Source organism: Nocardia sp. NRRL S-836, from assembly GCF_001279525.1.
Lineage (GTDB): Bacteria > Actinomycetota > Actinomycetes > Mycobacteriales > Pseudonocardiaceae > Lentzea.
In genome coordinates, this window is the sequence record NZ_LGDY01000109.1 from 1 (window position 1) to 24,551 (window position 24,551).

The following is a 24,551-nucleotide window of genomic DNA, read 5'->3' on the forward strand; positions in this document are numbered from 1 at the left end:
TCTGGTCTAGCTACTCAAAGGAATACTCCTGACGAGGAGTATTCATATTACTGGCTGTGTTATCGGCACGCTGTTGAGTTCTCAAAGAACACGCGCTCATCATCACGACCCGCCGCATGGCGACCCGATCCGAGGCTGTGTCGTACATAAGCTTGTGTTGAAACTTCGACGCCCTTGGCCTCTGAGCTCAGACGAGCTACCGGCTGGGTCTTCATCGTTTCGAGGTCACCCACTCTACCACAGTCCGTGGAAGCTTGGTTCGTGACCCCCGTCGCGCTCCGTTCCGGTGTTCCGGCCCGTTCCGCGCTGACATGGAGAAAGTTACACGCACGCCAACGCCGGGTCAAATCGGGGGCATCCTGGTCACCCACGGTTAAGAAACCGCAGGTCAACAGCCCCATACAGGACCCATGGACAAGCTATCGCAGGCGCCATCCCGAGCACACTGTGACCGCGATCACACCAAGAAAGCACGAAGGCCGTCGGCCCGCAGTGGGGTCGACGGCCTTCGAAAGGCTGAACGCACAGGTCAGAGCACCACGCGCAGGCCTGCGTTGTTGCGCTTGCCCCGGCGGAGGACCAGCCACTTGCCGTGGAGCAGGTCGGACGCCGACGGCTTCCACTCCTCGTCGGTCACCTTCGCGTTGTTCACGTAGGCACCGCCCTCGTTCACCGTGCGCCGGGCGGCGCCCCGGCTGTCCGCCAGTCCGCCGGCGATCAGCAGGTCGACGATCGTGGGCTCGTCGGCCAGCCGGACCTCACCGGTCGGGGCCTCGGCCAGCGCCGCCTCCAGCACCGGTGCGTCGAGCTCGCGCAGCTCGCCCCGGCCGAACAGCGCCGACGACGCCAGGATCACCTGTTCGGTCGCGCGCTTTCCGTGCACCAGGTCGGTGAACTCCTGCGCGAGCCGCTTCTGCGCGGAGCGCAGGTGGGGCTTCTCGGCCGTCTCCGCCTCCAGCACGTCCAGCTCCTCGCGGGTGAGGAACGTGAACAGCCGCAGGTAGCGGAGCACGTCGGCGTCACCGACGTTCACGAAGTACTGGTACCAGGCGTACGGCGAGGTCATCTCCGGGTCGAGCCACACGTTGCCGCCACCGGTGGACTTGCCGAACTTGCGGCCCTCGGCGTCGGTGACCAGCGGTGCGGTCAGCGCGTGCACGTGCTTGCCCTCGACGCGCCGGATCAGGTCCACGCCGCCGACGATGTTGCCCCACTGGTCGGAGCCGCCGATCTGCAGCGAGGTGCCGTACTTGCGGTGCAGCTCCAGGTAGTCGTTCGACTGCAGCAACAGGTAGCTGAACTCGGTGTAGGACATGCCGTCCGACTCCAGGCGACGCTTCACCGTCTCGCGCGACAGCATGACGTTGATCGAGAAGTGCTTGCCGACGTCGCGCAGGAACTCCAGGGCGGTGACCTGGCCGGTCCAGTTGAGGTTGTTCTCGACGACGGCGCCCGTGGGTGACGAGTCGAACTCGACGAACCGCTCCAGCTGGCCGCGGATCCGGCCGGCCCACTCGGCGACGGTGTCCAACGAGTTCAGCGTGCGCTCGCCGGTGTCGCGCGGGTCGCCGATCATGCCCGTGGCACCGCCGGCCAGCACGATGGGCCGGTGCCCCGCGCGCTGGAACCGCGACAGCATCAGCAGCGGCACGAGGTTGCCCGCGTGCAGTGACGGCGCCGTAGGGTCGAAACCGCAATAGAGGGTGAGCGGGCCGGCGTCCAGGTCCTTGCGGAGTGCGTCGAGGTCGGTGGACGTCGCGACCAGGCCGCGCCAGTTCAGTTCGTCAAGGATGTGCTCGCTCACGTGACTCATTGTCGCCTACCTGGTCCAACGTGTTTCGACCCGGTGCGCGGACGGGTACGCCAGCGCCATGACGGACCCACGTGATGCGGAGTTACGGCGGCCCACCGAGCGCCTGCCGCGGGTGAACGAGCGCGTGAACGAGCCGGTCGTCGAGGAAGTGGTCGAGCGGCGCGACGACACGTACCGCAAGGTGCGGACCGTGCACAGCGTCTGCGCGGTGATCGACATCGTGTGCTGGGCGTTCGCCATCGTGCTGCTGGTGCACATCTTCCTGGTGATCGCCGACGCGAACACCACCAACGGGTTCTTCCAGTTCGTGGCGGGGTGGGCGGACGGGATCACCCTCGGCCTGGACGGCCTGTTCACGCCGGCCAGCCCCAAGGTGGCGGTGCTGTTCAACGAGGGCCTGGCCGCGGTGCTGTGGCTGCTCATCGGCACCCTGCTGACGAGCCTGATCACCCGGCTGGCGCTGCCGGTCGACCACCGGCGCGCCTGGTACCGCAGGACGACCGTCCGGCCGTAGCGGCGAGGATGACGGGGTGACCGGGTACGACTTCGACGTCGCCCCGTCGTTCGCCGACCAGGACCGGGCCGTGGTGCAGAAGCTCGCCCAGCACCGTCGGTGTCGTGTGGCAGGGCATGCCGCGAGGTCGCCGACACGCTGGTCGGACGGCTCACGGCAGGCGAGCGGATCGACGTGAACGTGCCGCTGGTGTTCGAGGTGGACCCGGTGCTGGAGGAGGAGTTCGTGGCGGCGGTCGGCGAGCTGTCAGGCTGACGCGGCCCGTCCCCTGAACACCTCGCGCGGCAGGCCCGCACCGCGTTCCGCCGCCCACGCCAGCGCACGGGCCAGCGACGACTCGCCGACGACCCCGGCCGCGGCCGGGGTCTGCCGGCACCGCCGCCACTGCTCGGCGTTCAGCACGAGGTAGTCGACCCGGGGCAGCGACTCGACGTCCACGTCCGCCTGGGACACGTCGAGCACCCGCAGGTTCGGCAACGGGGGCAGCTCGACGCGAGCACCGTTCACCACGAGCGCTTTCAGCGTTTCGCACGCCGGCAGCTCGATCTCGTAGCCCGTCACCTCAAGGCGTTGCAACGGCAGGTGTGCGAGTTCGGCGAGGCGCACCGAACCGCCGCGCACGACGCGGAGCTCGCGCAACGACGTCAGCCGGGCGAGCAGGCCGAAGTCGAGGTCACCCGGCTCGCGGACGGTGATCTGCTGCAGGGTCGGTGGCAGCGCCGCCGGTGCGCGGTCGCCCGCGTCGAAGTGGTCCTCCAGCCCTGTGGTGCCGGGGTAGGAGTCGGGCAGCACCAGCTCCGGCAGGGAGTCGGCCAGGTACGTCAGCGGCCCCTCACCGGCCAGCTGGATCACCTGTCCCACGCGTCCGCCGGGGCCGGGTGCGAGGTCGACGCACACCGCGTCGCCCCAGTCGTTGGCCCCGACCGGCACCCACAGCGGGTGGAACTGGACCGGCCGCACCGCGTCGGGTGGTCCCGCGTACAGCACGGGGTGTTCCCACCGCCGCGGGTCCTCCTCCACGTCGGCGAGGTGCCACCGCCAGTTCCGGAGGATCTCCTCCGGTGGGTCCAGCTGCACCTCGTCGACCATCGAGGTGCGCGCGTACAGCTCGTGCACCTCCACGGGCAGCGATGCCCCGATCACGGCCTCCACCTCGCTCAACGAGGTGACTTCGAACTCGGTGGGGCGCTGGGGTGGCTTCCGCACGAAGGTGTACGTCGGCGGGAGGGACGAGGTGACCTGGACGATTCCCTCGGTGACGACGGCCTCGAACGTCCCGTCGGGTTCGACGCGCAGCTCCAGCACGACCGGCCGGTCCAGCCCCAGCCGGAACAGGCCGTCCATCGACGCGGACGAGGCCACGTCGTGGTCGGACGGCCCGGCCGTGAGCCGGAAGGTGCCACCGCCGCCGCTGCACGACGCCCGCAGCGTCAGGAACTCGAAACCGGGGTCGACGCCGGTGACGAGCTCGTGCGCGAGTGCGGCCAGTTCCGCTTGCAAGTGGTCCCCCGGTTCGTCAGGGGGTCACTGTAGAACGCCGCTTCCCGCCGCGTTTGTAGGTCGACACGGCCGGGGAGTCGATCCAGAACCGCCACGGCACGTCCATCGCCACGGCGACACCCACGCGCGGTCCGGAGTGCACGGTCGTGACCGGGTCACCGGCGTACAGCCGCACCGGTGATTCGGCGGACGTGAGGTCGAGTCCGTTGGACGAACGGTCCAGCCCGAGGACCTTGCACAGCCGTGCGGGTCCCTTGGCCAGTTCGGCGGCGGAACGTGCGGCCGGGCGCCGGGAGAACGCGACGTCCTCGCCCTCCACGACCTCGCCCGCGCGCAACAGCACCGCACCGGGCACGCCGTCGGTCAGCGACACCACGTTCGCGCAGAAGTGCATGCCGTACACGAAGTACACGTACAGGTGACCGGCCGGGCCGAACATCACCTCGTTGCGCGGGGTCTTGCCGCGGTAGCAGTGCGACGCCGGGTCGTCGCCGCCCCGGTACGCCTCCACCTCGACGATGCGCACGCGCACGCCACCGGCTTCCAGGAACGAGCCCAGGAGGAGCCGGGACGCGTCGACCGGGTCGACCGCCAGCTCCTCCTGGGTGAGCAGCCTAGAACTCACGGGCCGCCGATGCCTTGGCCACCAACGCGTCCAGCTGTTCGCGGACGCGTTCGGGCGCCGTGCCGCCGTGTGCGTTGCGGGACGCGATCGAGCCGCCGACGGTCAGCACCGAACGCACGTCGGGCGTCAGCGCGGGCGAGATCGCCGCGAACTCCTCGTCGGTCAGGTCCTCCAGGCCCACGCCCCGCGACTCCGCCGCGCGCACGCACGCACCCGCGGCCTCGTGCGCGACGCGGAACGGAACCCCCTGGCGCACCAGCCATTCCGCGATGTCCGTGGCCAGGGTGAACCCGGCCGGTGCGAGCGAGGCCATCCGGTCGACGTCGAACCGCAGCGTCGCGACCATGCCCGCGAACGCCGGGAGCAGCAGCTCCAGCTGCTCGACCGAGTCGAACAGCGGCTCCTTGTCCTCCTGCAGGTCGCGGTTGTACGCGAGCGGCTGCGCCTTCAGCGTCGCGAGCAGCCCGGCGAGGTTGCCGATCAGCCGGCCCGACTTGCCGCGCGCCAGCTCGGCCACGTCCGGGTTCTTCTTCTGCGGCATGATCGACGAGCCCGTCGACCACGCGTCGTCCAGCACTGCGAACCGGAACTCCGCGGTGGTCCAGATGATGACCTCCTCGGCGATGCGCGACAGGTTCACGCTGACCATGGCCAGCACGAACGCGATCTCGGCCGCGAAGTCACGCGCGGCGGTGCCGTCGATGGAGTTCTCGACCGGCGCGTAGAAGCCCAGGTCGGCGGCCACCTTCGCGGGGTCGAGGCCCAGCGACGAGCCGGCCAGCGCACCGGAGCCGTACGGCGAGAACGCCGCGCGCTTGTCCCAGTCGTGCAACCGGTCGACGTCACGCAGCAACGCGTGCGCGTGGGCGAGCAGGTGGTGCGACAGCAGCACGGGCTGCGCGGACTGCAGGTGGGTGCGGCCGGGCATGACGGCGCCGAAGTGCGTCTCGGACTGCGCCGCCAGCGCGTCCACGACGTCCAGCACGCCCGCGGCGACCCGGCGGGCGGCGTCGCGCAGCCACATCCGGAACAGCGTGGCCACCTGGTCGTTGCGCGACCGGCCGGCGCGCAGCTTGCCGCCCAGCTCGGTGCCCGCGCGGTCGATCAGGCCGCGTTCCAGCGCCGTGTGGACGTCCTCGTCTTCGAGCACCGGCGTGAACGCACCGGACTCGACGTCGGCCAGCAGCTCGTCGAGCGCCTTCTGCATGCCGGCGAGCTCGTCGTCGGTGAGCAGGCCCGCCGCGTGCAGCACACGGGCGTGCGCGCGCGAGCCGGCGATGTCGTACGGCGCGAGCCGCCAGTCGAAGTGCGTCGACAGCGACAGGCGGGCCATCGCCTCGGCCGGTCCCGACTCGAACCGGCCACCCCACAAAGAACTCATTGCCGCAACTTTCGGTTGGCCAACGCTTCAGCTGGCGAAGTCGTAAAGGGATTCTTCCGAACGGGCCACGATCCCCACCACGCGGCCCTCCAGCAGCGTGATGTCGACCTCCCCCGAGCCACCGCGGATGGCCGTCCGCGCCACCCGCAGCGCGACCGATCCCAGGCTGGACCGCACCACCCCCGCGCGGAAGTTGAGCTCCCGCACGGCCTCGGGCACGGTCAGCGTCTCGCCGTCCACCGCGACCGGCACGCCCTCGTCGAACGTCACGACGGCGTGCACCGGGTGGTCATTCATCGGCGGACACCGCGGCCAGGGCGGTCAGCCGCTCGGCCAGCTCCGCGCCCGTCATCGGCTCACGGGCCACGACCAGGATCGTGTCGTCGCCGGCGATCGTGCCGACGACCTCGTGCAACGCCGCCCGGTCCAGCGAGCTGGCCAGGAACTGCGCGGCACCGGGCGGGGTGCGCAGCACCGCGAGGTTGCCCGACGAGTCGGCCGAGACCAGCCACTCGCTGAGCAGCCGCACCAGCCGCGTGGTGCCGCCCTGCACGCCCCGCACCGGGCTGCCGTCCTCCGGGATCACGTACACCGGCGCGCCGCCGTCGGGCCCGCGCAGCTTCACCGCGCCGAGCTCGTCGAGGTCGCGCGACAGCGTGGCCTGGGTGACCTCGATGCCGTCGGCGGCCAGCAGCTTCGCGAGCTCCGACTGGCTGCGGACGGCCTGCTGGCTGACGATCTCGACGATGCGGGCCTGACGGGCGGTGCGGGTCATGACGACTGCTCCAGCAACCACACGAGCAGCGCCTTCTGGGCGTGCAGCCGGTTCTCCGCCTCCTGCCACACCAGCGACTGCGGGCCGTCGAGCACGTCGTCGGTGATCTCCCAGCCGCGGTGGGCCGGCAGGCAGTGCAGCACCGTCGAGTCCGGCTTGCCGGTCGCGGCGAGCAAGTCGGCGTTGACCTGGTAGGGCCGGAACGGGCCGACGCGGTCCTTGCCGTCGTTCTCCTGGCCCATGGACGTCCACGTGTCGGTGACCAGGACGTCCGAGCCGTCGACCGACTCGAGCGGATCGCTGATCAACGCCACCGAGCCGCCGGTCTCCGCGGCGCGCTTCTTGGCGTCCTCCAGGAACTGCGGGTTCGGCACGAACGAGGCCGGCGCACCGATCCGGACGTGCATACCGGCCGTGGCACCGCCCAGCAGCAGCGAGTGCGCCATGTTGTTGGCGCCGTCGCCGAGGTACGTCAGCGTGAGACCGGCCAGCTTGCCGTAGCGGCGGCGGATGGTCTGCAGGTCCGCGAGCACCTGGCACGGGTGGAACTCGTCGGTCAGCGCGTTGACCACCGGGATCCGCGACACGCTGGCCATGGCCTCCATGCGGGCCTGGGCGAACGTCCGCCACACCACGGCGTCGACGTAGCCGGACAGGATCCGCGAGGTGTCCTCGATCGTCTCCTCGCGGCCCAGCTGCATCGAGCGGCCGTCGATGATCACCGGGTTGCCGCCCAGCTGCGCGATGCCGACCTCGAACGACAGCCGGGTGCGGGTCGAGTTCTTCTCGAAGATCACGGCGACGGACTTGGGGCCCGCCAGCGGCTTCGCGGTGAACCGGTCCGCCTTGTAGGCGTCCGCGAGGTCGAGGACCGCGGACTGCTCGTCGGTCGTGAGGTCGTCGTCGCGGAGGAAGTGCCGGAGAGTCACGCCTGCTCCTCGAAAAAGGTCGGCAGCGCGGCCACGAACGACTGCGCGTCGGATTCGTCGAGCACCAGCGGCGGCGCCAGGCGGATGACGTCGGGCTGGATGGGGTTGATCAGGTAGCCGGCCTCCTGCGCGGCCGCCGCGGCCTTCGCCGAGACCGCCTCGCGCAGCGTGATGCCGAGCAGCAGGCCGGCTCCCCGCACCCCGGAGATGGCCGGGTGGTGCAGCGCCTCCACACCGGCGGCGATCTCCTTGCCCACGGAGGAGGCGTGCTCCAGCAGGCCTTCCGCGGCGATCGTGTCGAGCACGGCGAGTGCGGCCGCGCAGCACACCGGGTTGCCGCCGAACGTGGTGCCGTGGTGGCCGGGCTGGAACAGGTCGGCGGCCGCGCCGAAGCCGATGGTGGCGCCCAGCGGCAGCCCGCCACCGATGCCCTTGGCCAGCGTCATGACGTCCGGCACGATCCCGGCCTGCTGGAACGCGAACCACGTGCCGAGGCGGCCGATGCCGGTCTGCACCTCGTCCAGGACCAGCAGCGCGCCGTGCTCGGCGGTGATCCTGCGGGCCTCCTGCAGGTAGCCCTCCGGCGGCACGACGACGCCCTGCTCGCCCTGGATCGGTTCGACGACGAACGCCGCCGTCTCGTCGTCGATCGCCGCCTCCAGCGCCGCGACGTCACCGAACGGGATGTGCTCCACGCCGGGCACGAGCGGTTCGAACGGCGTCCTCTTGCCGGGCTGGCCGGTCAGCGACAACGCGCCCATGGTGCGGCCGTGGAAGCCACCGATGGTGGCCACGACCCTGGTGCGGCCGGTGCGGCGCGACATCTTCAGCGCGGCCTCGTTGGCCTCGGCGCCGGAGTTGCAGAAGAACACCTTGCCGGGCTCGCCCGCGATGTCCAGCAGGCGTTCGGCGAGCTTGAGCGCGGGCTCGTTGACGTAGAGGTTCGAGGTGTGGCCGATCTTCGAGATCTGCGCGGTCACCGCCTCGACGATCCTCGGGTGCGCGTGCCCGAGCGCGTTGACCGCGATGCCGGTCAGCAGGTCGAGGTAGCGGTTGCCGTCGGTGTCCCAGACGTACGCGCCCTCGCCGCGCTCCAAGGCCAGCCGCGGTGTGCCGTAGTTGTCCATCATGGACTGTTGCCAACGCGTGGTCACTTGTCCCCCAACACCATTGTTCCGACACCTTCGGAGGTGAAGACTTCGAGCAGCACCGAGTGGGCCAGCCGGCCGTCGATCACGTGCGCCTGCGGGACGCCGCCGCGCACCGCGCGCAGGCAGGCCTCCATCTTCGGGATCATGCCGCTGTCCAGGCCCGGCAGGAGCTGCTCCAGCTCCGAGGCGCGGATCTGGTTCAGCAGCGACGAGCGGTCCGGCCAGTTCGCGTACAGGCCCTCGACGTCCGTGAGCACGACGAGCTTCTCCGCGCCCAGCGCGACCGCCAGCGCACCCGCGGCGGTGTCCGCGTTGACGTTGTGCGGCACGCCGTGGACGTCCGGGGCGACCGACGACACGACCGGGATGCGGCCCGCACGCACGATGTCGAGCACCGCGTCCGGGTTGACCTCGGTGATGTCGCCGACGAGACCGATGTCGACCTCCTCGCCGTCCACGACCGCACCGCGCCGGGTGGCGGTGAACAGGTGCGCGTCCTCGCCGGAGATGCCGACCGCGTACGGGCCGTGCTGGTTGATCAGCCCGACGAGCTCGCGCCCGACCTGGCCGACGAGCACCATCCGCACGACGTCCATGGCCTCCGGCGTGGTCACGCGCAGGCCGCCGCGGAACTCGCTGTGGATGCCGAGCCGGTCGAGCATCGACTTGATCTGCGGGCCGCCGCCGTGCACGACGACCGGGCGCAGACCGCACAGCCGCAGGAACACCATGTCCTCGGCGAACGCCTTCTTCAGCTCGTCGTCGATCATCGCGTTGCCGCCGTACTTCACGACGACGAGCGCGCCGCGGAAGCGTTCCAGCCACGGCAGCGCCTCGACGAGCACGGCCGCTTTTTCTTGTGCGTTCACGACGAGTACGCGCTGTTCTCTTCGACGTAGTCGTGGGACAGGTCCGTGGTCAGGATCGTGGCCTCGGCGTCGCCGACGTTGAGGTCGATGACGATCTCGATGTCCCGGCCGGACAGGTCGGCCTCAGACCGGTCGCGGGCGCGAGTCCCGTTGCGGTACAGCGACACACCGTTGATCAGGATCTGCAGCACGTCCGGGTCGATCTGCGCGTCGGCGCGGCCCAGGGCCATCGCGATCCGGCCCCAGTTCGGGTCGCTGCCGAACAACGCGGTCTTCACCAGGTTGTCCTCGGCGACGGTCCGGCCGACCAGGACGGCCTCGGCCTCGGTCGCGGCCTGCCGCACGGTGATGCTGATCTCCTTGGTCACGCCCTCGGCGTCACCCTGCAGCTGCTTGACCAGGTCGCCCGCGACCTCGGTGAGCAGCGCGGTGAAGTCCTCGAACGACGGCTCGACGCCCGACGCACCGGAGGCCAGGACCAGCACGGTGTCGTTGGTGGACGTGCCGCCGTCGACGTCGAGGCGGTCGTAGGTCCGGCTGGTGGCCGCGCGCAACGCCCGGTCGAGCTGCTCGCCGGAGATCTTGGCGTCGGTCGTGAGGACCGACAGCATCGTGGCCATGTTCGGGGCGAGCATGCCCGCGCCCTTCACGAACCCGCCGATCGACCACCCCTGCTCCGACGCCTTCCACGACTGCTTCGGGCGGCTGTCCGTGGTCATCACGCCGGTCGCGGCGGCCAGACCGGCCTCGTCGGAGGAGGCCAGCTCCTTGGCTGCCAGCTCGACGCCGGCGAGGACCTTGTCCATCGGCAGCCGCTCACCAATCAGGCCGGTGGAGCACACGGCGACGTCGACCGCGCCCGTGCCGAGCACCTCGGCGACCTTCTCGGCGGTGGCGTGGGTGTCCTGGAAGCCCTCCGGGCCGGTGCACGCGTTGGCGCCGCCGGAGTTGAGCACGACCGCGGTGAGGCGGCGCGACTGGACCACCTGCTGCGACCACAGCACCGGCGCGGCCTTCACCTTGTTGGTGGTGAAGACGCCCGCGGCGGCGTCCTGCGGGCCGTCGTTCACGACGAGGGTGAGGTCGGGAGCGCCGGAGGGCTTGATCCCTGCGGCGACCCCGGCCGCGCGGAAGCCCCGGGGCCCGGTGACGCCCTTGTTGCGGTTCACGGTGCGACTCCAACGGTCGAGAGGCCGGTCGTCTCCGGCAGGCCGAGAGCGAGGTTCATGCACTGGACGGCGGCACCGGCGGTGCCCTTGGCGAGGTTGTCGACGGCGGCCACGACCACGAGGCGGTTGAGGTCCGGGTCGACGGTGACCTGCAGCTGGACGGCGTTCGAGCCGAGGACGGCGTTCGTCGTCGGCCACATGCCCTCGGGCAGGAGGTGGACGAACGGCTCGTCGGCGTAGGCCTTCTCGTAGACCGCGCGGACGTCACCGCCGTCCTTCAACGTGGCGGTGCACGTGGCGAGGATGCCGCGCGACATCGGCGCCAGCACCGGCGTGAAGCTGACCTTGACCGGCCGGCCGGCCACACCGCTCAGGTTCTGGGTGATCTCGGGCGTGTGCCGGTGCGCGCCACCGACGCCGTACGCGCTCGCGGAGCCCATCACCTCGGAGCCGAGCAGGTGGGGCTTCAGCGACTTGCCGGCACCGGACGCGCCCGACACGGCGACGACGACGACCTCGTCCTCGATGAGGTCCACGGCCGGTGCGAGCGCCAGCGACGACACGGTCGGGTAGCAGCCGGGAACGGCGACCCTGCGCGCGCCGACCAGCTTCTCGCGGTGACCGGGCAGCTCGGGCAGGCCGTACGGCCACGCGCCCGCGTGCGTCCCGCCGTACCAGCGCGTCCAGTCGCCGGCGCTGGTCAGCCGGTGGTCGGCGCCGCAGTCGATCACCACGGTGTCGTCGCCGAGCTGCGCGGCGAGCTCGGCGGAGTGGCCGTGCGGCAGCGCGAGGAAGACGACGTCGTGGCCCCGCAGCGTCTCGGCGGAGGTCTCGACGAGCTCGCGGCCGGCCAGCGGCAGGAGGTGCGGCTGGTGCTTGAGCACCGGGTCACCCGCGCTGCTGTTCGCGGTGAGCGCGCCGATCTCGACGTCCGGATGCCCCAGGAGCAGGCGTAGCAGCTCGCCTCCCGCGTACCCGCTGGCACCGGCGACCGCGATCCTCACTGTCATACGAATGATTATGCACAGTCATGCAAACTCACTCAAGCCGAATGCAACCCCATCGAAACACGCGAACGCGGGTAAGGGCACCCTCACGTGAGCGTGGCCACCTGGCCGGGCGGTCGTGGCCACCTGGCGCTGTGGCCGGTCCACCCGCGTCGGCAAGGATGATCAGCGTGAACGTGAGGCTGCGCGACGGGCTGTGGGCGGCCGGTGTCCTGCTGCTGGCGCTGGCGTCGGTGGTGGCACCGCTCGGGCGGCCGGCGCCGTGGTGGGTGGTCGTCGCCTCCGCGGTGTGGGCCGCGGCGCTGGTGCCGGTCAGCGCGCGTTGGCCGCGCACGGCGCTGTTGCTCACCACTCCCCTGCACGCGGTCAACAACCTGCTCGCGATCGCCCCGACCGCGCTGGTGGTCTTCCGGGTCGCCAGGTCGATCCCGGCGCGGCAGCTGTGGGTGCTGGTGCCCGCCGGCGCGGTGCTGCAGGCCGGGTTCGGCGGGTACTACGCGTGGCGCAGCGGCGACAGCCCGGCCGAGTTCCTGCTGGGCACCGGGTTCAGCGTGGTGTTCCTGCTGGTCTTCCCCGCCGTCGCCGGTGCGCTCATCGGACACCGCAAGCCGTTGACGCAGGTGCTCATGGAACGCAACGACTACCTGGAGCACGCCCGCCTGCTGACCGCCAGCACCGCCCGGTCCGACACCCGCGCCCACATCGCGAGCGAGATGCACGACGTGCTCAGCCACCGGCTGCGGCAGCTGAGCGCGCACGCGGGGGCGCTGGAGCTCTCCGCCGCGGAACAGGCGCCCGAGCTGCGCGACCAGGTCGAGCTGATCCGCGAGACGTCCGCCGTCGCGATGGACGAGCTGCGCGAGATCCTCGGCGTGCTCGGGACGACCGAGACCGGCGAGGACGCCGGGACGCGCGCGGACGTCGAACGGCTCGTGGCCGCCTCCCGGGACGCCGGTGTCTCCGTGGCGCTGGACTGGTCCGGTGACGACCTGGCCGATGCCGACTCACGGCTGCGCAGGGCCGTGCATCGGATCGTGCGTGAGGCACTCACGAACGTGCACAAGCACGCGCCCTCGGCGCAGACCCGCGTGACGGTGCGCGTGGCCGACCGGGTGCGGGTCGAGGTCGTCAACGGCCCGAGCGCCGAACCCCGCGGTGGTGGCACCCGGCGCGGGCTCATCGGGCTGGAGGAGCGGGTCACGCTGATCGGCGGGCAGTTCGACGCGGGCCGGCTCGCCGGTGGTTTCCGGGTGGCGGCCGACCTGCCGTCGCACCCGGTCGTGCCGGAGGAGACCGGTGCGGCCGGTGCCGTGACCGAGGCGCCGCCGCCGGTGACCGCCGACGTCCTGACCGTGCCGAGGGTCATCGGCAGCGGCTGCCTCGGCACGCTCGCCGTCGTCCCCGCCATGGGCACGGCGCTCGTGCTGCTGCTGGTCGCGCTGTTCAGCAGCGGCGAGATGCCCCGGCAGGAGTTCGCCGCGTTCGAGGTGTCGGTCACGCAGGAGTCCGACCTCACCGAGGCGCACGGCTTCGGCCTGCCCGCGGACGGCCCCGGCTGCTACCGCTACCACGCGCGCGACGACGACCACCTCGACTTCGAGCTCTGCTTCACCCGGCAGGGCGTGCTGACCACCAAGAGGGAGCTGACGCGGTGAGGGTCGTCTGGCCGGTACTGGCGTTCCTGGTCGGTCTGGTGCCGCTGCTCGCACCGCTGGCCCCGGTCCCGCACCCGGCGCTGACCGTCGCCACCGCGCTGTGGATCGCCGGGCTGGTGTGGCTGGCCCCGCGCAGGCCGCAGTGGGCGCTGGTGCTCACCGCCCCGCTCTTCGCGGTCAACAACCTGTGGGCGCAGGCCGTCACGACGTTCGTGGTCTTCACCGCGTCCCGGCGCATCGCGCGGCCCGGCCGGCTGTGGGCGCTGCTCGGCGTCATGACGGTGCTGCAGAGCGCGTTCAGCCTCCTGCAGGAGACCTACCGGACCATGCCGCTCTGGGAGGCGGTGCTCGGCGCGGTGGCCGGGTCGGTCTTCTTCGTGTTCTTCCCCGCGGTGTCGGGCATGCTGTTCGGGCGCCGCCGGCCGATGGTCCGGCTGCTGCGGGAGCGCAACGAGTACCTGGAGCGGGCGCGCGCGTTGACCGCCGCGTCGGCCCGTTCCGAGGAACGAGCGCACATCGCCGGCGAGATGCACGACATGCTCGGCCACCGGCTCAGCCTGATCTCCATCCACGCCGGCGCGCTGGAGCTCGCGACCGCGCGCAAGGCCCCGCAGCTGCACGAGCAGGCCGAGCTGATCCGCACCACGTCGTCGCTCGCGATGGCCGAGCTGCGCGAGATCCTCGGCGTGCTGCGGACCAGCCCCGAACCGGAGGCGCTCGACGAGGACACCGGCACCAGGACCGACATCGCGAACCTGGTCGCGAGCTCGGCCGACGCGGGCATCGCGGTCTCGCTCGACTGGTCGGGCGACGACCTGCACGGCGCCGACCCGCGCACCCGGCGCGCGGTGCACCGGGTGGTCCGCGAGGCGCTGACCAACGTGCACAAGCACGCACCGAAGGCGCGCGCACGGGTCCAGGTCGCGGTCCAGGGTGGACGGGCGCGGATCCAGGTGCTCAACGGCCCGGCCGACGCGCTGCCCGGCAAGGGCACCCGGCGCGGCCTGGTCGGGCTGGAGGAACGGGTCGGGCTGCTCGGCGGGGCGTTCAGCGCGGGACCGCCGGTCGAGGGCGGGTTCCGGGTGGCGGCGGACGTGCCGCTGCACCCGGCCGCGCAGGCCGACCAGTCCGCCGCCGAGGTGCGGGAGGTGCCGCCACCGCTCGCCGCGGAGGTGCTGACCGTGCCGCGGGTGCTGGGCGGCGGGTGCCTCGGGCTGCTCGCGTTGCTGCCGGTCACCGGCGCGATGCTCGTGCTGCTCATCTTCGCCCTGTTCAACCCGTCGCAGATGAACGCGCCGTACTTCGACTCGCTGCGGGTGGGCGCCACGAGCGACGAGGAGGTCTTCGGCCAGTACGGCCTGGGCCAGTTCGGTGCCGACGGCTGCTCGCGGTTCCGCAGCTCGCACAACGCGGACCTGGTCTACAAGCTGTGCTTCCGCGACGGCAAGCTCGCGTCGAAGGAGCAGGAGCGCCCGTAGGCTGCACGGCGTGATCCGAGTCCTCATCGCCGACGACGAGACGCTGATGCGCGCCGGGATCCGGCTGATCCTGGAGAACGACCCGGAGATCACCGTGGTCGCCGAGGCGAGCGACGGCAGGCAGGCCGTCGAGCACGCCCGCGCGCACCGGGTCGACGTGGCGCTGCTGGACATCCGGATGCCCGGCGGCGACGGGCTCAAGGCCGCCGAGCAGATCGCGGCGAGCACGAACGTCGTCATGCTCACGACGTTCGGCGAGGACGCCTACGTGGCGCAGGCGCTCAAGGCCGGCGCGACCGGGTTCCTGCTCAAGGACACCCCGCCGCAGGAGCTGATCAACGCCGTGCGCAAGGCTGCGGCGGGCGAGCCGATCCTCGCGCCGCAGATCACCCGGCGCCTGATCGAGCGGCACCTGACCGCACCGGACAACGGCGCGCGGGCCCGCCGCAGGATCGACGCGCTCACCGAGACCGAGCGCGAGGTGCTCACCCTGGTCGGGGCGGGCCTGTCCAACGCCGAGATCGGCGCCCGGCTCCACCTGGCGACCGGCACGGTGAAGGCGCACGTCAGCCGGATCCTGCCCAAGCTCGGCTGCGCCAACCGCGTGCAGGCCGCCATCGTGGCCCACGACGCCGGTCTCACCGCACGGTGAACCGGTCCAGCGCGCGGATCTTGTTCGTGGCGTCGAGCGCGGCGACCTTGTACGCCTCGGACAGCGTCGGGTAGTTGAACACCGTGTCGACGAGGTAGTCGACCGTGCCGCCGCAGCCCATCACGGCCTGGCCGATGTGCACCAGGTCCGTGGCACCGGTGCCGAACACGTGCACACCGAGGACCTTGCGGTCCACAGTGGACACGAGCAGCTTCAGCATGCCGTACGCGTCACCGACGATCTGGCCGCGGGCGAGCTCGCGGTAGCGGGAGATGCCCACCTCGTAGGGCACCGCGGACGACGTGAGCTCCGCTTCCGTGGCGCCGCAGTAGGAGATCTCCGGGATCGTGTAGATGCCGATGGGCTGCAACGCCGTCAGCTCGTGCACCGGTTCGCCGAACGCGTGGTAGGCGGCCAGGCGGCCCTGGTCCATCGACGTCGCGGCGAGCGCGGGGAAGCCGATCACGTCGCCCACGGCGTAGATGTGCTCGACCGGTGTGCGGTAGTGCTCGTCAACGCTGAGCCGGCCGCGGCGGTCGGCCTCCAGCCCGGCGGCGGCGAGGTCGAGCTGGTCGGTGCAGCCCTGCCGGCCGGCCGAGTACATGACGGCGGCGGCCGGGATGCGCTTGCCGGAGGCCAGCGTCGTGATCGTGCCGGAGTCGGACACCGAGACGTCGACGACCTTCTCGTCGAACCGGAACGTGACGGCGAGGTCGCGCAGGTGGAACTTCAGCGACTCCACGATCTCCGGGTCGCAGAAGTCCAGCATCTTCTCCCGCTGCTCGACGACCGTGACGCGGGTGCCGAGCGCGGCGAACATCGACGCGTACTCGATGCCGATCACGCCCGCGCCGACCACGACCAGCGACGACGGGATCTCCTGCAACGCGAAGACCTCGTCGGAGTCGAGGATCCGCTCCTCGTCGAAGTCCACCACGGACGGACGGGCCGGCGTCGTGCCGGTCGCGATGACCACGAACTCGCCGCTGATCGTCGTGCGGTCCCCGCGGTGGGTGCCCTCCACGGCGACGGTGTGCGCGTCCACGAACCGGCCGAAGCCGTTGAGCAGGTCGATGCCGTTGCGGTGCAGCTGCGCGCGCACGACCTGGACCTCGCGGCCGATCACGTGCTGCGTGCGGGCCATCAGGTCGCTGATCGTGATGTCCTGCTTGACCCGGTAGCTCGCGCCGTAGAGCTCGCGCTGGCTCATGCCGGTCAGGTACATCACGGCTTCGCGCAGCGTCTTCGACGGGATCGTGCCGGTGTTCGCGCAGACGCCACCGACCATCTCCTGCTTGTCGATGATCGCCACGCGCTTGCCCAGTTTCGCACCCGCGATCGCCGCCTTCTGGCCGCCGGGGCCGGAGCCGATGACGATCAGGTCGTAGTCGTACGACGTCATGGTCGGCAGCCTACTCAGCGCGCACCGGTTCCACCCCTGAACGAAAGATGAACCCGCTGGACGGGGGGCCGGTGGCGGTCAGCCGGTGAGCAGCGCCAGACCGCACGCCGCGGCCCTCGCCGGCAGCTTCAGGATCAGGTCCAGCAACCGCGCCGCCGCGCGGTACTCGGCCACCCGGTCGGCGAAGGGCCGGGTCACGATGTCGCGCACGGCTCCGGGACTCAGGCGTTCGTAGGCGGGAACGGTGTCGTTGGCGAGGAAGTCCCAGCGGGCCAGGCGGTCCGCGTAGTTGAACGCGGGCAGCGGGCCGCACAGCAGCGGCCGGTACTGCGCCGGGGTCTTCGCGCCCGGCACGGGCATCGGTCCCGCCACCGTCATCGCGTAGGTGACGATCTCGCCGGGCGGCAGCAGCCGGGCGCGCATCCGGTCGAACTGGTCGGGGATCACCAGGTTCTGCTCGCGGTTGGAGAACGCCAGCACCGCCCGTGCCGGGTCGGCCCAGGCCGCGGTCGTCGCCGCGTCGATGATCCCGGCGTCGCGCATCTCCTCGACGGCCGCGACGCCACCGCCGAGGTAGGCGGCGTGCATCGCGCCGAGGTCCATGAAGATGTGCTTCTGCATCGACATCAGCATCGTGGAGAAGTACCGGAACTCCGGCAGCGTGCCGAGGTCGAGCATGCCGGCGGCGAACGCGGGCGCGCCGATGTTCGCGAACCCCATCCACCGCAACGTGTCCGGGTGGGCGAGGTAGAGCCGCGCGTAGAAGTCGTAGACGGCGAAGATGATCGGCCGGTTGTGCTCGGCGGTGCGCTGCGGGTCCCAGTCGGCGAGCCGCACGCCCGCGTCGTCGGCGGCGCGGACGATCCAGTACTGCCACAGCAGCGCCTGGTAGCGGGTCGGGTGCAGGCCCCGCGAGCGGGCCGAGTCGAGCGCGCGTTCCAGCTCGACCCGGTCGGTCGGCAGGTCGGGGTGCACGCCACCGCGCTGCTCACCGTTCCCGTTGAGCAGTGGCAGATCCAGGAAACCGGCCGGTTCCGCCTTCGTGGCGCTCATGCTGCCGAGCACGAGCGCCACCACCACCATCAGCACGCGCATGAAAGCGAACTGTAGTAGCCGCACATGTGTTCGTTGTCCGTTGTGAGACCGTGGCGAAGATGTTTTGCGTTTTCGTTAGCTTGGGACCGCTATTCGGTTCGTGGAATTCGACTTGAGTAAGCCGATTGACCGTCACCCTTTCGGGCAATTGGATTAACGGCGTGTGTTCGGGCACCCGGCTGTACGGTGCCGGACGTGAGTGGCAAAGACGCGGTGGTCGACGCCGTCCGCAGCGGGCTGGCCGAGCTGGCCGACCCGGTCAAGGCACCCGAGATGCAGGCGTACATGAAGTCCGACATGCCGTTCCTGGGCGTGCGGAAGCCGCAGCGCGCGGCCTTGCTGAAGACGCTGCCGCGAATCGACGACCGCGATGAATGGCTCGACGCGGTGCAGACGTTGTGGCGTGACGCGGTTTTTCGCGAGGAACGGTACGTGGCGCTGTCGTTGAGCGGGGACAAACGATTTCAGTCCGTCGAGCTCATGCCGTGGTTCGACGAGATGGTCGTGACCGGTGCGTGGTGGGACTACGTCGACGAGATCGCGTCGAAACGGGTGGGCCCGTTGCTGCGGACGGCACCCGAGGTGGTGCGGCCGATGATGCTGAGGTGGTCGGCCGACCCGGACCGGTGGCGGCGGCGGACGTCGGTCCTCTGCCAGCTGGGGTTCCGCGCGGCCACCGACGAGGAGCTGCTGACCGCGTGCGTCGACGCCAACGCGGACGACCCGGACTTCTTCCTGCGCAAGGGGATCGGGTGGGCGTTGCGCGACTACGCGAAGACCGATCCGGGATGGGTGCGGGCGTTCGTCGCGGCACGGCCGGGGCTGTCGCCGTTGTCACGGCGCGAGGCGCTCAAACACCTCTAGGGTCGATCGCATGAGGGGGACGCACGTACGGCTGGAGCCGCTGTCGCTGTCGCACGCCGAGGGCCTGTTCGAGGTCACCCGCGACCCGGACCTCTGGACGTGGCTGCTGAGCAGCCGGCCGCGCGACGTCGAGGAGATGCGCCGGTGGGTCGCCGCGGCCATCGGGTCGAGGGAGGCCTACGCGCAGATCGAGGTCGCCTCGGGCCGTGTGGTGGGCACGACCTCGTTCTACGAGGTGGTGCCGGAACACCGCAGGCTGGTGATCGGCTACACGATCGTCGGCAGCGAGTGGCACGGCACCGCGATCAACCCCGAGGCCAAGCTGCTGCTGCTCACCGAGGCCTTCGAGAACCGCGGCGCGGTGCGGGTGGGCTGGTACACCGACGCGGCGAACGTGCGGTCGCAGCGCGCCATCGAGAAGCTCGGCGCGGTGCGGGACGGCGTGCTGCGGGCGAACACCACCCGGCCGGACGGCTCCCAGCGTGACACGGTCGTCTACTCGATGCTCGCCGGCGAGTGGCCGGCGGCACGCGAACGGCTCGCTAGCCGTGCTTCGCGCGCCCCGAGTAGGTGAGCGGGAAGACCAGCTCGCTGCACGCGGCCGGCACGTCCACGGCGACCTGGACCTTCATGGTCACCTCGACCGCTCCCCCGGCCGGGATCTCCACGACGTCGGTCAGCGGCACGACGCTCAGCACACCGGCCGGGCAGCCCGCGACGCGCTGCTGCGTGGCGTCGAGCGGCTGCCCCGGCACGGCGGACAGGCTCTCGACGATGATGTCGACGGCGTTGGGGTTCGACAACCGCACCGTGCGCTTGCCCTCGGCACCCGGCGTGAGCTCCACCGGGGCACCGGAGATGTCGTTGATCTCGAACGGCTTGAGCTGCTGCATGCCGGACTCGCCGCTGCTCACCGAGTACGCCATCGCGGGAACCTGCGGTTCGGGCCACGTCAGGTGCATGGCCGCCACCACGGCCGCACCGACCATGAGGATCGTCAGCGAGACGGCGATCTCCAGTCGAGGACCCAAACTACGCATGGCGCAACTCTCCAGAGTTGTTGCTCCAGGCGGTGGGTTCGCCTCTAGCTCCCCACCGGACCGGCGACCAGACTCGCCCGGTGGTTCATCGCTTCGCCCCTCGGCCCAGCGGGCCGCGCCGCCAATCTTGGAGAACCTTCACGTACTGCGCAAGCGTCTGACGGGCGCCGATTTCCCTGTGTAATGCGGGACCTTCGGCACCTTGACAGCTACGCAGGGCTACCACCTGCTGGTTTGATTCCGAATCCCGATCGGCGACATTCAGCCGATCGAGCGAACTTCGGTCAGCAGACCTTCACGATCACCGCACTGGCCCACGTGGTCCCGGCCAGCGCCTGCACCCGCGCACGCTTCACACCCCCGCCGGACACGGCGTACGACGTGCCGGTGACGCGCACAGGGGTGGTGAAGTTCGAGTTGCCGTTGCCGGCGTTGTCGCTCCACGAGACGTTGTAGCCGGTGGCGCCGATGACGGCCGTCCACGAGATCGTGGTCGCCGTGCACGCCACACCGGTCACGTCGGCCAGCAGGCCGCCCTTGGCACCGGCCGGTCCGGCCGACGACGTCTGCCAGGCCGCCGACGCGGGCTGTGCCACCGCCACGGCGAGGCACAGCACCGCGGCGGCGACCACCGGGCGCCTCACGTCCCGCTCGCGATCGTGACCGTCACCGGCACGGCGATCGCCACGTTCTGGCAGGTGTTCGGCGCGTCCAGCCCCATGGCCACGGTGAACGGGACGGCCACCGGGTCGCTCTGCGCGGCGAGCGCGGTGCCGGGGGCGAACGCGGTGAACGTGACGCCGCAGCTGCTCCCGTTCGGTGCGATCGACGTGACCCGCACCGGGTACGGGTTGGGGTTGGCGACGGTGACGACCGCCGTGCCCGTGCCGCCGGGGAAGAGCAGGCCGGTGGTGACCGCGCCGCCGGTCACCACCGGAGCCAGTGCGGTGCCCGCCTTCGTGGTGGCGCTGCCGGTGCCGGAGCTCGTCCACGCCGCGTAGGCGACCCCCGGACCGAGCGCGGCCGTCGCGACCGCGAACACGATGACGCCTCGGCGGACGTACCGCCTGCGGACGAGCTCCCTGAAGCTGATCATGGCTTGGTCGCCGTTCCCGAGTAGGTGAGGGGGAAGGTGAGGTTCTTGCAGGCGTCCGGGGCCGAGGCGGCCATCCGGACGGTGAGCGGCACGTCGGCGGAACCGTTCTTGGCGACGAGCACCGGTGTCGCCGGCGCGGTCACGGTCACCGCGGTCGCCGGGCACCGCGAGGAGGGCCGGCCGACCGCCGCGTCGAGGCGGGTGACCAGGATGTCCACGTTGGTGGGGTTGGTGACCCGGACCTTCCGGGTCACCGTCCCACCGGGCACCAACCCCGTCGCCGCGCCGACGTCCGCGATCGTGAACGCCTTGCCGGGGCTCTCGGCCGCACTGGGCAGTGGCGCGAGCACCAGCAGTGCGGCGAGCACGGCCAGGGAGCGGCGCATCGCTCACGCAGCCGATTCGAGCGTGGCGGTGAGCGGCAGGGTGAAGGTCTGGGCCTTGCACTCGTTCGTCGCGGTGGTGCTCATGGTCGCCTGCAACGTGTAGGTGCCGGACTGGCCGGTGGTGATCGTGCCGGTCGGGTTGGTCACGGCCGGGCTGGTGACGGTGCCGGCGGCGCACCCGCCGACGAGGTCCGACGCCCCCGCGGAGATCCCGGTGACTCTGACCGGGTAGGCGTTCGGGTTGTTGATCGTCACCTGGAAGCTCACGGTGCGGCCGGGGTACAGGCCGCCGGAGCCGTCGACCGGGGTGATCGTCGAGGCGATCTCCTGGGTCGAGGCGACCTTGCCGGAGCCGGTGCCGGTGCTGGACCAGGCCGCGTAGGCGACGCCGCCACCGACGGCGACGACGGCGACTGCTGCGATGACGGCGGTGCGCTTGTGCATGGAGGTTCTCCCCTGTGGAGGTGCTGCCCGGTGGGTACGGCAGCAAGTTTGAAGAACCCTCAACCACTACACAGCGTGCACAAGACTCGTGAACAGGTGCCTGGTCGGCACTGTTGTCAACCCGCATCCGGCGGCTATTCGCGTACGCGGACTGGAGGTATCCGGTCCCGTGACGCCGTGAGGCCCGGGATTCCGCGGAATCCCGGGCCTCACGGTGTGTGACTGATCAGGCGCGCAGTGCCGCACCCAGACGTTCGCCGGCGGCGGCAACGGCGGCGTCACGGGCCGACGTCGCCTCCTCCACCGTGAGCGTGCGATCGGGCGCACGGAAGCGCAGCGAGTACGCGAGCGACTTCTTGCCCTCGCCGACCTGCTCGCCGGTGTAGACGTCGAACAGGCGGATGTCCTCCAGCAGCTCGCCCGCGGCCGCGCGCAGGACGTCCGACACCGACTGCACCGGCACGGACGCGTCGACGACGAGCGCCACGTCCAGCAGCACCGGCGGGTACGGCGACACCGTCGGCGCCGGGCGGTGGTCGTCCAGCGGCAGCGCGTCGAGGTCGAGCTCGAACGCCACGGTCCGCTTGGGCAGCCCCAGCGCCTCGACCACCTTCGGGTGCAGCTCACCGGCGTGGCCCACGGGCCAGTCGCCGACACGCAGCTCGGCACACCGGCCGGGGTGCCACGGCAGCAGGTCCGAGGCCACCACGCGCAGCGTCACGCCGTACGCGGCACCGGCCCGGCGGGCGGCCTCGACCGCGTCCGACCAGTCGGCCACGCGGCCCTTGCCCCACCAGCCCGCGAGCTCGCGGTGCCCGGTCAGCACGCCCGCGACGTGCAGCGGCTGCTGCGGCAGCGCGGCGAGCATCGAGGCCACCTCGGCCTCGGTGGGACGGCGGTCGACACCCAGCACGGGCACCGGAACCTGTTGTGCGCGCGGCAGGGTCACCTGCGCGATGTTGTACAGCGCGACGTCGCGGGCGCCACGGGCCAGGTTGCGCTGCAGCGTCTCCAGCAGGCCCGGCAGCAGCGTCGTGGCGAGGACGTTCTTGTCCGCCTCCAACGGGTTCAGCACGCCCACGGTGTCGCGGCGGACGTCGCCCTCCGCGAGACCGAACGCGTCGAACACCGACGGGTCGATGAACGGGAACGGCTTGACCTCGACGAAGCCGTCCTCGGCCAGCGTGCGCCACACGGTGCGGCGGCGGCGCTGCTGCTCGGTCAGGCCACGACCGGCGGGTGCGGGCGGCAGCACCGAGGGGATCGTGTCGTAGCCCTCCAGCCGCAGCACCTCCTCCACCAGGTCGGCGGGCTGCCCGAGGTCGGCACGCCACGTCGGCGGCACCGCGGTGACGAGCGTCTGACCGTCGTCCGAGGTGGTCACCGAGACCTGGCAGCCGATCTGGCCGAGCCGCCGCGCCGTGACGCCGCGGGCGTAGCGGACGCCGGCGACGCGGTCGGGCAGGTCGATCGGCATCGAGACGGGCTCGGGCAGCACGGGCGTGCCCACGTCGGTGCGGCCCGGCTTGATCGCGCCGTCGCCGTAGTGCACCAGCAGCTTCGCGGCGCGTTCCAGCGCCACCGGCGCCAGTGCGGGGTCGACCGTGCGCTCGAAGCGCTTGGCGGCCTCCGACGGGAGCTTGTGGCGGCGGACCGTGCGGGCGATGGACGCCGGGTCCCAGTTCGCCGCTTCCAGCAGGATGTCCGAGGAGCTGTCGCGGACCTCGGTCGACGCGCCGCCCATGACACCGGCCAGTGAAACGACTCCGGAGTCGTCGGCGATGACGATGTCATCGACATCCAACGCACGAACAGCGTCGTCCAGCGTCGTGAGCTTCTCGCCCGCGGCGGCCCTGCGCACGGTCAGCGGACCGGACAACGCCGCCGCGTCGAACGCGTGCAGCGGCTGACCGAGCTCGAGCATCACGTAGTTCGTCACGTCGACGGGCAGCGAGATGGAGCGCATGCCGGCCAGCATCAGGCGGCGGCGCATCCACCACGGCGTGGGCGCGGTCGGGTCCACACCGGACACCCGGCGGGCCACGAAGCGCGAGCAGCCGTTGCGGTCCTCGATCCGGACCGGCCAGGCCTCGCCCTCGGGCTCGGGGACCTCGGCGAGGCCGGGGTCGCCGAACGGCACGTCCAGCGCGCAGGCGATCTCACGGGCCAGGCCGCGCACCGAGAACGCGTAGCCGCGGTCGGGCGTCGGCGAGACCTCGATGATGCTGTCGTCGAGGTCGAGCAGCTCCATCGCGTCGTCGCCGGGCGTGGCGGTGCCCGAGGGCAGCACGAGGATGCCGGAGTGGTCGTCGCCGATGCCGAGCTCGTCGGCGGCGCAGATCATGCCCTCCGACGTGCGGCCGTAGGTCTTGCGCGCGGAGATCGCGAACCCGCCGGGCAGCACGGCGCCGGGCAGCGCGACGACGACCGAGTCGCCCTCGACGAAGTTCGTGGCGCCGCAGATGATGTTGTTGACCTGCTCGGGGCCGACCTCGACCTTGCAGTAGCGGATCGGCTTCTTGAACTCGGTGAGCTCCTCGATCTCCACGACGCGACCGGCGACGATCGGGCCGGTCACGGGACCGAGCGGGCTCACCTCCTCGACCTCGATGCCGATGCGCACGAACGCCTCGGCGAGCTCGTCAGGGGTGGGGACTTCGTCGAAACCGAGGTGTTCGACCAGCCAGCTGACCGGGATGCGCATCC

Annotated in this window: 26 protein-coding genes; 7 read left to right on the forward strand and 19 right to left on the reverse strand. The window is 71.2% G+C overall.

Annotated elements, in window-relative coordinates; genetic code table 11:
• Positions 1-529: 529 nt before the first annotated feature.
• Positions 530-1,804 (reverse strand): tyrosine--tRNA ligase, encoded by a 1,275-nt coding sequence (gene tyrS / locus ADL03_RS25900; RefSeq protein ID WP_053736152.1) that lies wholly within the window; start codon positions 1,802-1,804, stop codon positions 530-532.
• 67 nt (positions 1,805-1,871) lie between these two features.
• Between tyrS and ADL03_RS25905 the strand changes: the two genes are divergently transcribed.
• Both ADL03_RS25905 and ADL03_RS47370 read left to right on the forward strand, forming a co-directional pair.
• Positions 1,872-2,327 carry a hypothetical protein gene (locus tag ADL03_RS25905; protein ID WP_053736153.1) on the forward strand — a complete coding sequence of 152 codons (456 nt, stop codon included), beginning with the start codon at positions 1,872-1,874 and terminating at the stop codon, positions 2,325-2,327.
• Positions 2,328-2,426: 99 nt separating this feature from the next.
• Positions 2,427-2,582, forward strand: a complete 156-nt coding sequence (locus ADL03_RS47370) for a hypothetical protein (RefSeq protein ID WP_157529235.1) — start codon at positions 2,427-2,429, stop codon at positions 2,580-2,582.
• Here ADL03_RS47370 and ADL03_RS25910 read toward each other — a convergent pair.
• Genes ADL03_RS25910 through argC form a run of 10 tightly spaced genes read right to left on the reverse strand, consistent with a single transcriptional unit; the run spans position 2,574 to position 11,736 of the window.
• Positions 2,574-3,827, reverse strand: coding sequence for an SMI1/KNR4 family protein (locus ADL03_RS25910; RefSeq protein WP_053736154.1), 1,254 nt, complete (start codon positions 3,825-3,827; stop codon positions 2,574-2,576). The two genes, ADL03_RS47370 and ADL03_RS25910, sit on opposite strands and share 9 nt — an antisense overlap.
• Positions 3,828-3,843: 16 nt before the next feature.
• Positions 3,844-4,452: a DNA-3-methyladenine glycosylase gene (locus ADL03_RS25915; RefSeq protein ID WP_053736155.1), complete on the reverse strand. Its 609-nt coding sequence runs from the start codon at positions 4,450-4,452 to the stop codon at positions 3,844-3,846.
• On the reverse strand, positions 4,442-5,833 hold the full coding sequence (argH, locus tag ADL03_RS25920) for an argininosuccinate lyase (RefSeq protein ID WP_053736156.1): 1,392 nt from the start codon (positions 5,831-5,833) through the stop codon (positions 4,442-4,444). The genes ADL03_RS25915 and argH overlap by 11 nt, the downstream gene beginning before the upstream one ends.
• Positions 5,834-5,860: 27 nt before the next feature.
• Positions 5,861-6,130, reverse strand: coding sequence for a hypothetical protein (locus ADL03_RS48735; RefSeq protein ID WP_053736157.1), 270 nt, complete (start codon positions 6,128-6,130; stop codon positions 5,861-5,863).
• Positions 6,123-6,608 carry an arginine repressor gene (locus ADL03_RS25930; protein WP_053736158.1) on the reverse strand — a complete coding sequence of 162 codons (486 nt, stop codon included), beginning with the start codon at positions 6,606-6,608 and terminating at the stop codon, positions 6,123-6,125. The genes ADL03_RS48735 and ADL03_RS25930 overlap by 8 nt, the downstream gene beginning before the upstream one ends.
• Positions 6,605-7,537 (reverse strand): ornithine carbamoyltransferase, encoded by a 933-nt coding sequence (argF, locus tag ADL03_RS25935; protein ID WP_053736159.1) that lies wholly within the window; start codon positions 7,535-7,537, stop codon positions 6,605-6,607. Before argF ends, ADL03_RS25930 begins: the two co-directional genes overlap by 4 nt.
• Entirely contained in the window at positions 7,534-8,667 is a 1,134-nt protein-coding gene (locus tag ADL03_RS25940) for an acetylornithine transaminase (protein WP_053736160.1), read from the reverse strand. The genes argF and ADL03_RS25940 overlap by 4 nt, the downstream gene beginning before the upstream one ends.
• A gap of 20 nt (positions 8,668-8,687) precedes the next feature.
• Positions 8,688-9,557, reverse strand: a complete 870-nt coding sequence (gene argB / locus ADL03_RS25945) for an acetylglutamate kinase (protein WP_053736161.1) — start codon at positions 9,555-9,557, stop codon at positions 8,688-8,690.
• A complete protein-coding gene (gene argJ / locus ADL03_RS25950; protein WP_053736162.1) occupies positions 9,554-10,726 on the reverse strand; it encodes a bifunctional glutamate N-acetyltransferase/amino-acid acetyltransferase ArgJ in 1,173 nt (390 codons plus the stop codon). The genes argB and argJ overlap by 4 nt, the downstream gene beginning before the upstream one ends.
• Complete coding sequence (argC, locus tag ADL03_RS25955) at positions 10,723-11,736, reverse strand: N-acetyl-gamma-glutamyl-phosphate reductase (RefSeq protein WP_053736163.1); 1,014 nt, start codon at positions 11,734-11,736, stop codon at positions 10,723-10,725. The genes argJ and argC overlap by 4 nt, the downstream gene beginning before the upstream one ends.
• A 167-nt stretch (positions 11,737-11,903) precedes the next feature.
• Here argC and ADL03_RS25960 point away from each other — a divergent pair, with 167 nt between their 5' ends.
• From ADL03_RS25960 to ADL03_RS25970, 3 genes are read left to right on the forward strand one after another with little or no spacing between them, the layout of a single operon-like run.
• The gene (locus ADL03_RS25960) at positions 11,904-13,388 is read left to right on the forward strand and encodes a sensor histidine kinase (protein ID WP_053736164.1); all 1,485 of its coding nucleotides are present in this window, start codon (positions 11,904-11,906) and stop codon (positions 13,386-13,388) included.
• Positions 13,385-14,866 carry a sensor histidine kinase gene (locus ADL03_RS25965; RefSeq protein WP_053736165.1) on the forward strand — a complete coding sequence of 494 codons (1,482 nt, stop codon included), beginning with the start codon at positions 13,385-13,387 and terminating at the stop codon, positions 14,864-14,866. The genes ADL03_RS25960 and ADL03_RS25965 overlap by 4 nt, the downstream gene beginning before the upstream one ends.
• A 10-nt stretch (positions 14,867-14,876) precedes the next feature.
• Positions 14,877-15,518: a response regulator transcription factor gene (locus ADL03_RS25970; protein ID WP_053736166.1), complete on the forward strand. Its 642-nt coding sequence runs from the start codon at positions 14,877-14,879 to the stop codon at positions 15,516-15,518.
• On the opposite strand, the gene sthA is transcribed toward ADL03_RS25970, so the two are convergent.
• Together sthA and ADL03_RS25980 are read right to left on the reverse strand one after the other, a co-directional pair.
• Positions 15,505-16,920 (reverse strand): Si-specific NAD(P)(+) transhydrogenase, encoded by a 1,416-nt coding sequence (sthA, locus tag ADL03_RS25975; protein WP_053736167.1) that lies wholly within the window; start codon positions 16,918-16,920, stop codon positions 15,505-15,507. The two genes, ADL03_RS25970 and sthA, sit on opposite strands and share 14 nt — an antisense overlap.
• Positions 16,921-16,998: 78 nt before the next feature.
• Positions 16,999-18,015: a hypothetical protein gene (locus tag ADL03_RS25980; protein WP_053736168.1), complete on the reverse strand. Its 1,017-nt coding sequence runs from the start codon at positions 18,013-18,015 to the stop codon at positions 16,999-17,001.
• A 195-nt stretch (positions 18,016-18,210) separates the two neighbouring features.
• Here ADL03_RS25980 and ADL03_RS25985 point away from each other — a divergent pair, with 195 nt between their 5' ends.
• Both ADL03_RS25985 and ADL03_RS25990 read left to right on the forward strand, forming a co-directional pair.
• Positions 18,211-18,879: a DNA alkylation repair protein gene (locus tag ADL03_RS25985; RefSeq protein WP_053736222.1), complete on the forward strand. Its 669-nt coding sequence runs from the start codon at positions 18,211-18,213 to the stop codon at positions 18,877-18,879.
• Between the two features lie 10 nt (positions 18,880-18,889).
• On the forward strand, positions 18,890-19,453 hold the full coding sequence (locus ADL03_RS25990) for a GNAT family N-acetyltransferase (RefSeq protein WP_053736169.1): 564 nt from the start codon (positions 18,890-18,892) through the stop codon (positions 19,451-19,453).
• On the opposite strand, the gene ADL03_RS25995 is transcribed toward ADL03_RS25990, so the two are convergent.
• The 6 genes from ADL03_RS25995 to pheT all read right to left on the reverse strand — a co-directional run bounded on the left by ADL03_RS25995 (position 19,422) and on the right by pheT (position 24,549).
• Positions 19,422-19,919 (reverse strand): hypothetical protein, encoded by a 498-nt coding sequence (locus ADL03_RS25995; protein ID WP_053736170.1) that lies wholly within the window; start codon positions 19,917-19,919, stop codon positions 19,422-19,424. The genes ADL03_RS25990 and ADL03_RS25995 overlap by 32 nt on opposite strands.
• Before the next feature lie 284 nt (positions 19,920-20,203).
• On the reverse strand, positions 20,204-20,563 hold the full coding sequence (locus tag ADL03_RS26000; protein WP_053736171.1) for a hypothetical protein: 360 nt from the start codon (positions 20,561-20,563) through the stop codon (positions 20,204-20,206).
• Complete coding sequence (locus tag ADL03_RS26005; protein WP_053736172.1) at positions 20,560-21,015, reverse strand: hypothetical protein; 456 nt, start codon at positions 21,013-21,015, stop codon at positions 20,560-20,562. Before ADL03_RS26005 ends, ADL03_RS26000 begins: the two co-directional genes overlap by 4 nt.
• Positions 21,012-21,401 (reverse strand): hypothetical protein, encoded by a 390-nt coding sequence (locus ADL03_RS26010; protein WP_053736173.1) that lies wholly within the window; start codon positions 21,399-21,401, stop codon positions 21,012-21,014. Before ADL03_RS26010 ends, ADL03_RS26005 begins: the two co-directional genes overlap by 4 nt.
• Positions 21,402-21,404: 3 nt before the next feature.
• Positions 21,405-21,845 (reverse strand): hypothetical protein, encoded by a 441-nt coding sequence (locus ADL03_RS26015; RefSeq protein WP_053736174.1) that lies wholly within the window; start codon positions 21,843-21,845, stop codon positions 21,405-21,407.
• A 226-nt stretch (positions 21,846-22,071) separates the two neighbouring features.
• The gene (gene pheT / locus ADL03_RS26020; protein ID WP_053736175.1) at positions 22,072-24,549 is read right to left on the reverse strand and encodes a phenylalanine--tRNA ligase subunit beta; all 2,478 of its coding nucleotides are present in this window, start codon (positions 24,547-24,549) and stop codon (positions 22,072-22,074) included.
• Positions 24,550-24,551 lie beyond the last annotated feature (2 nt).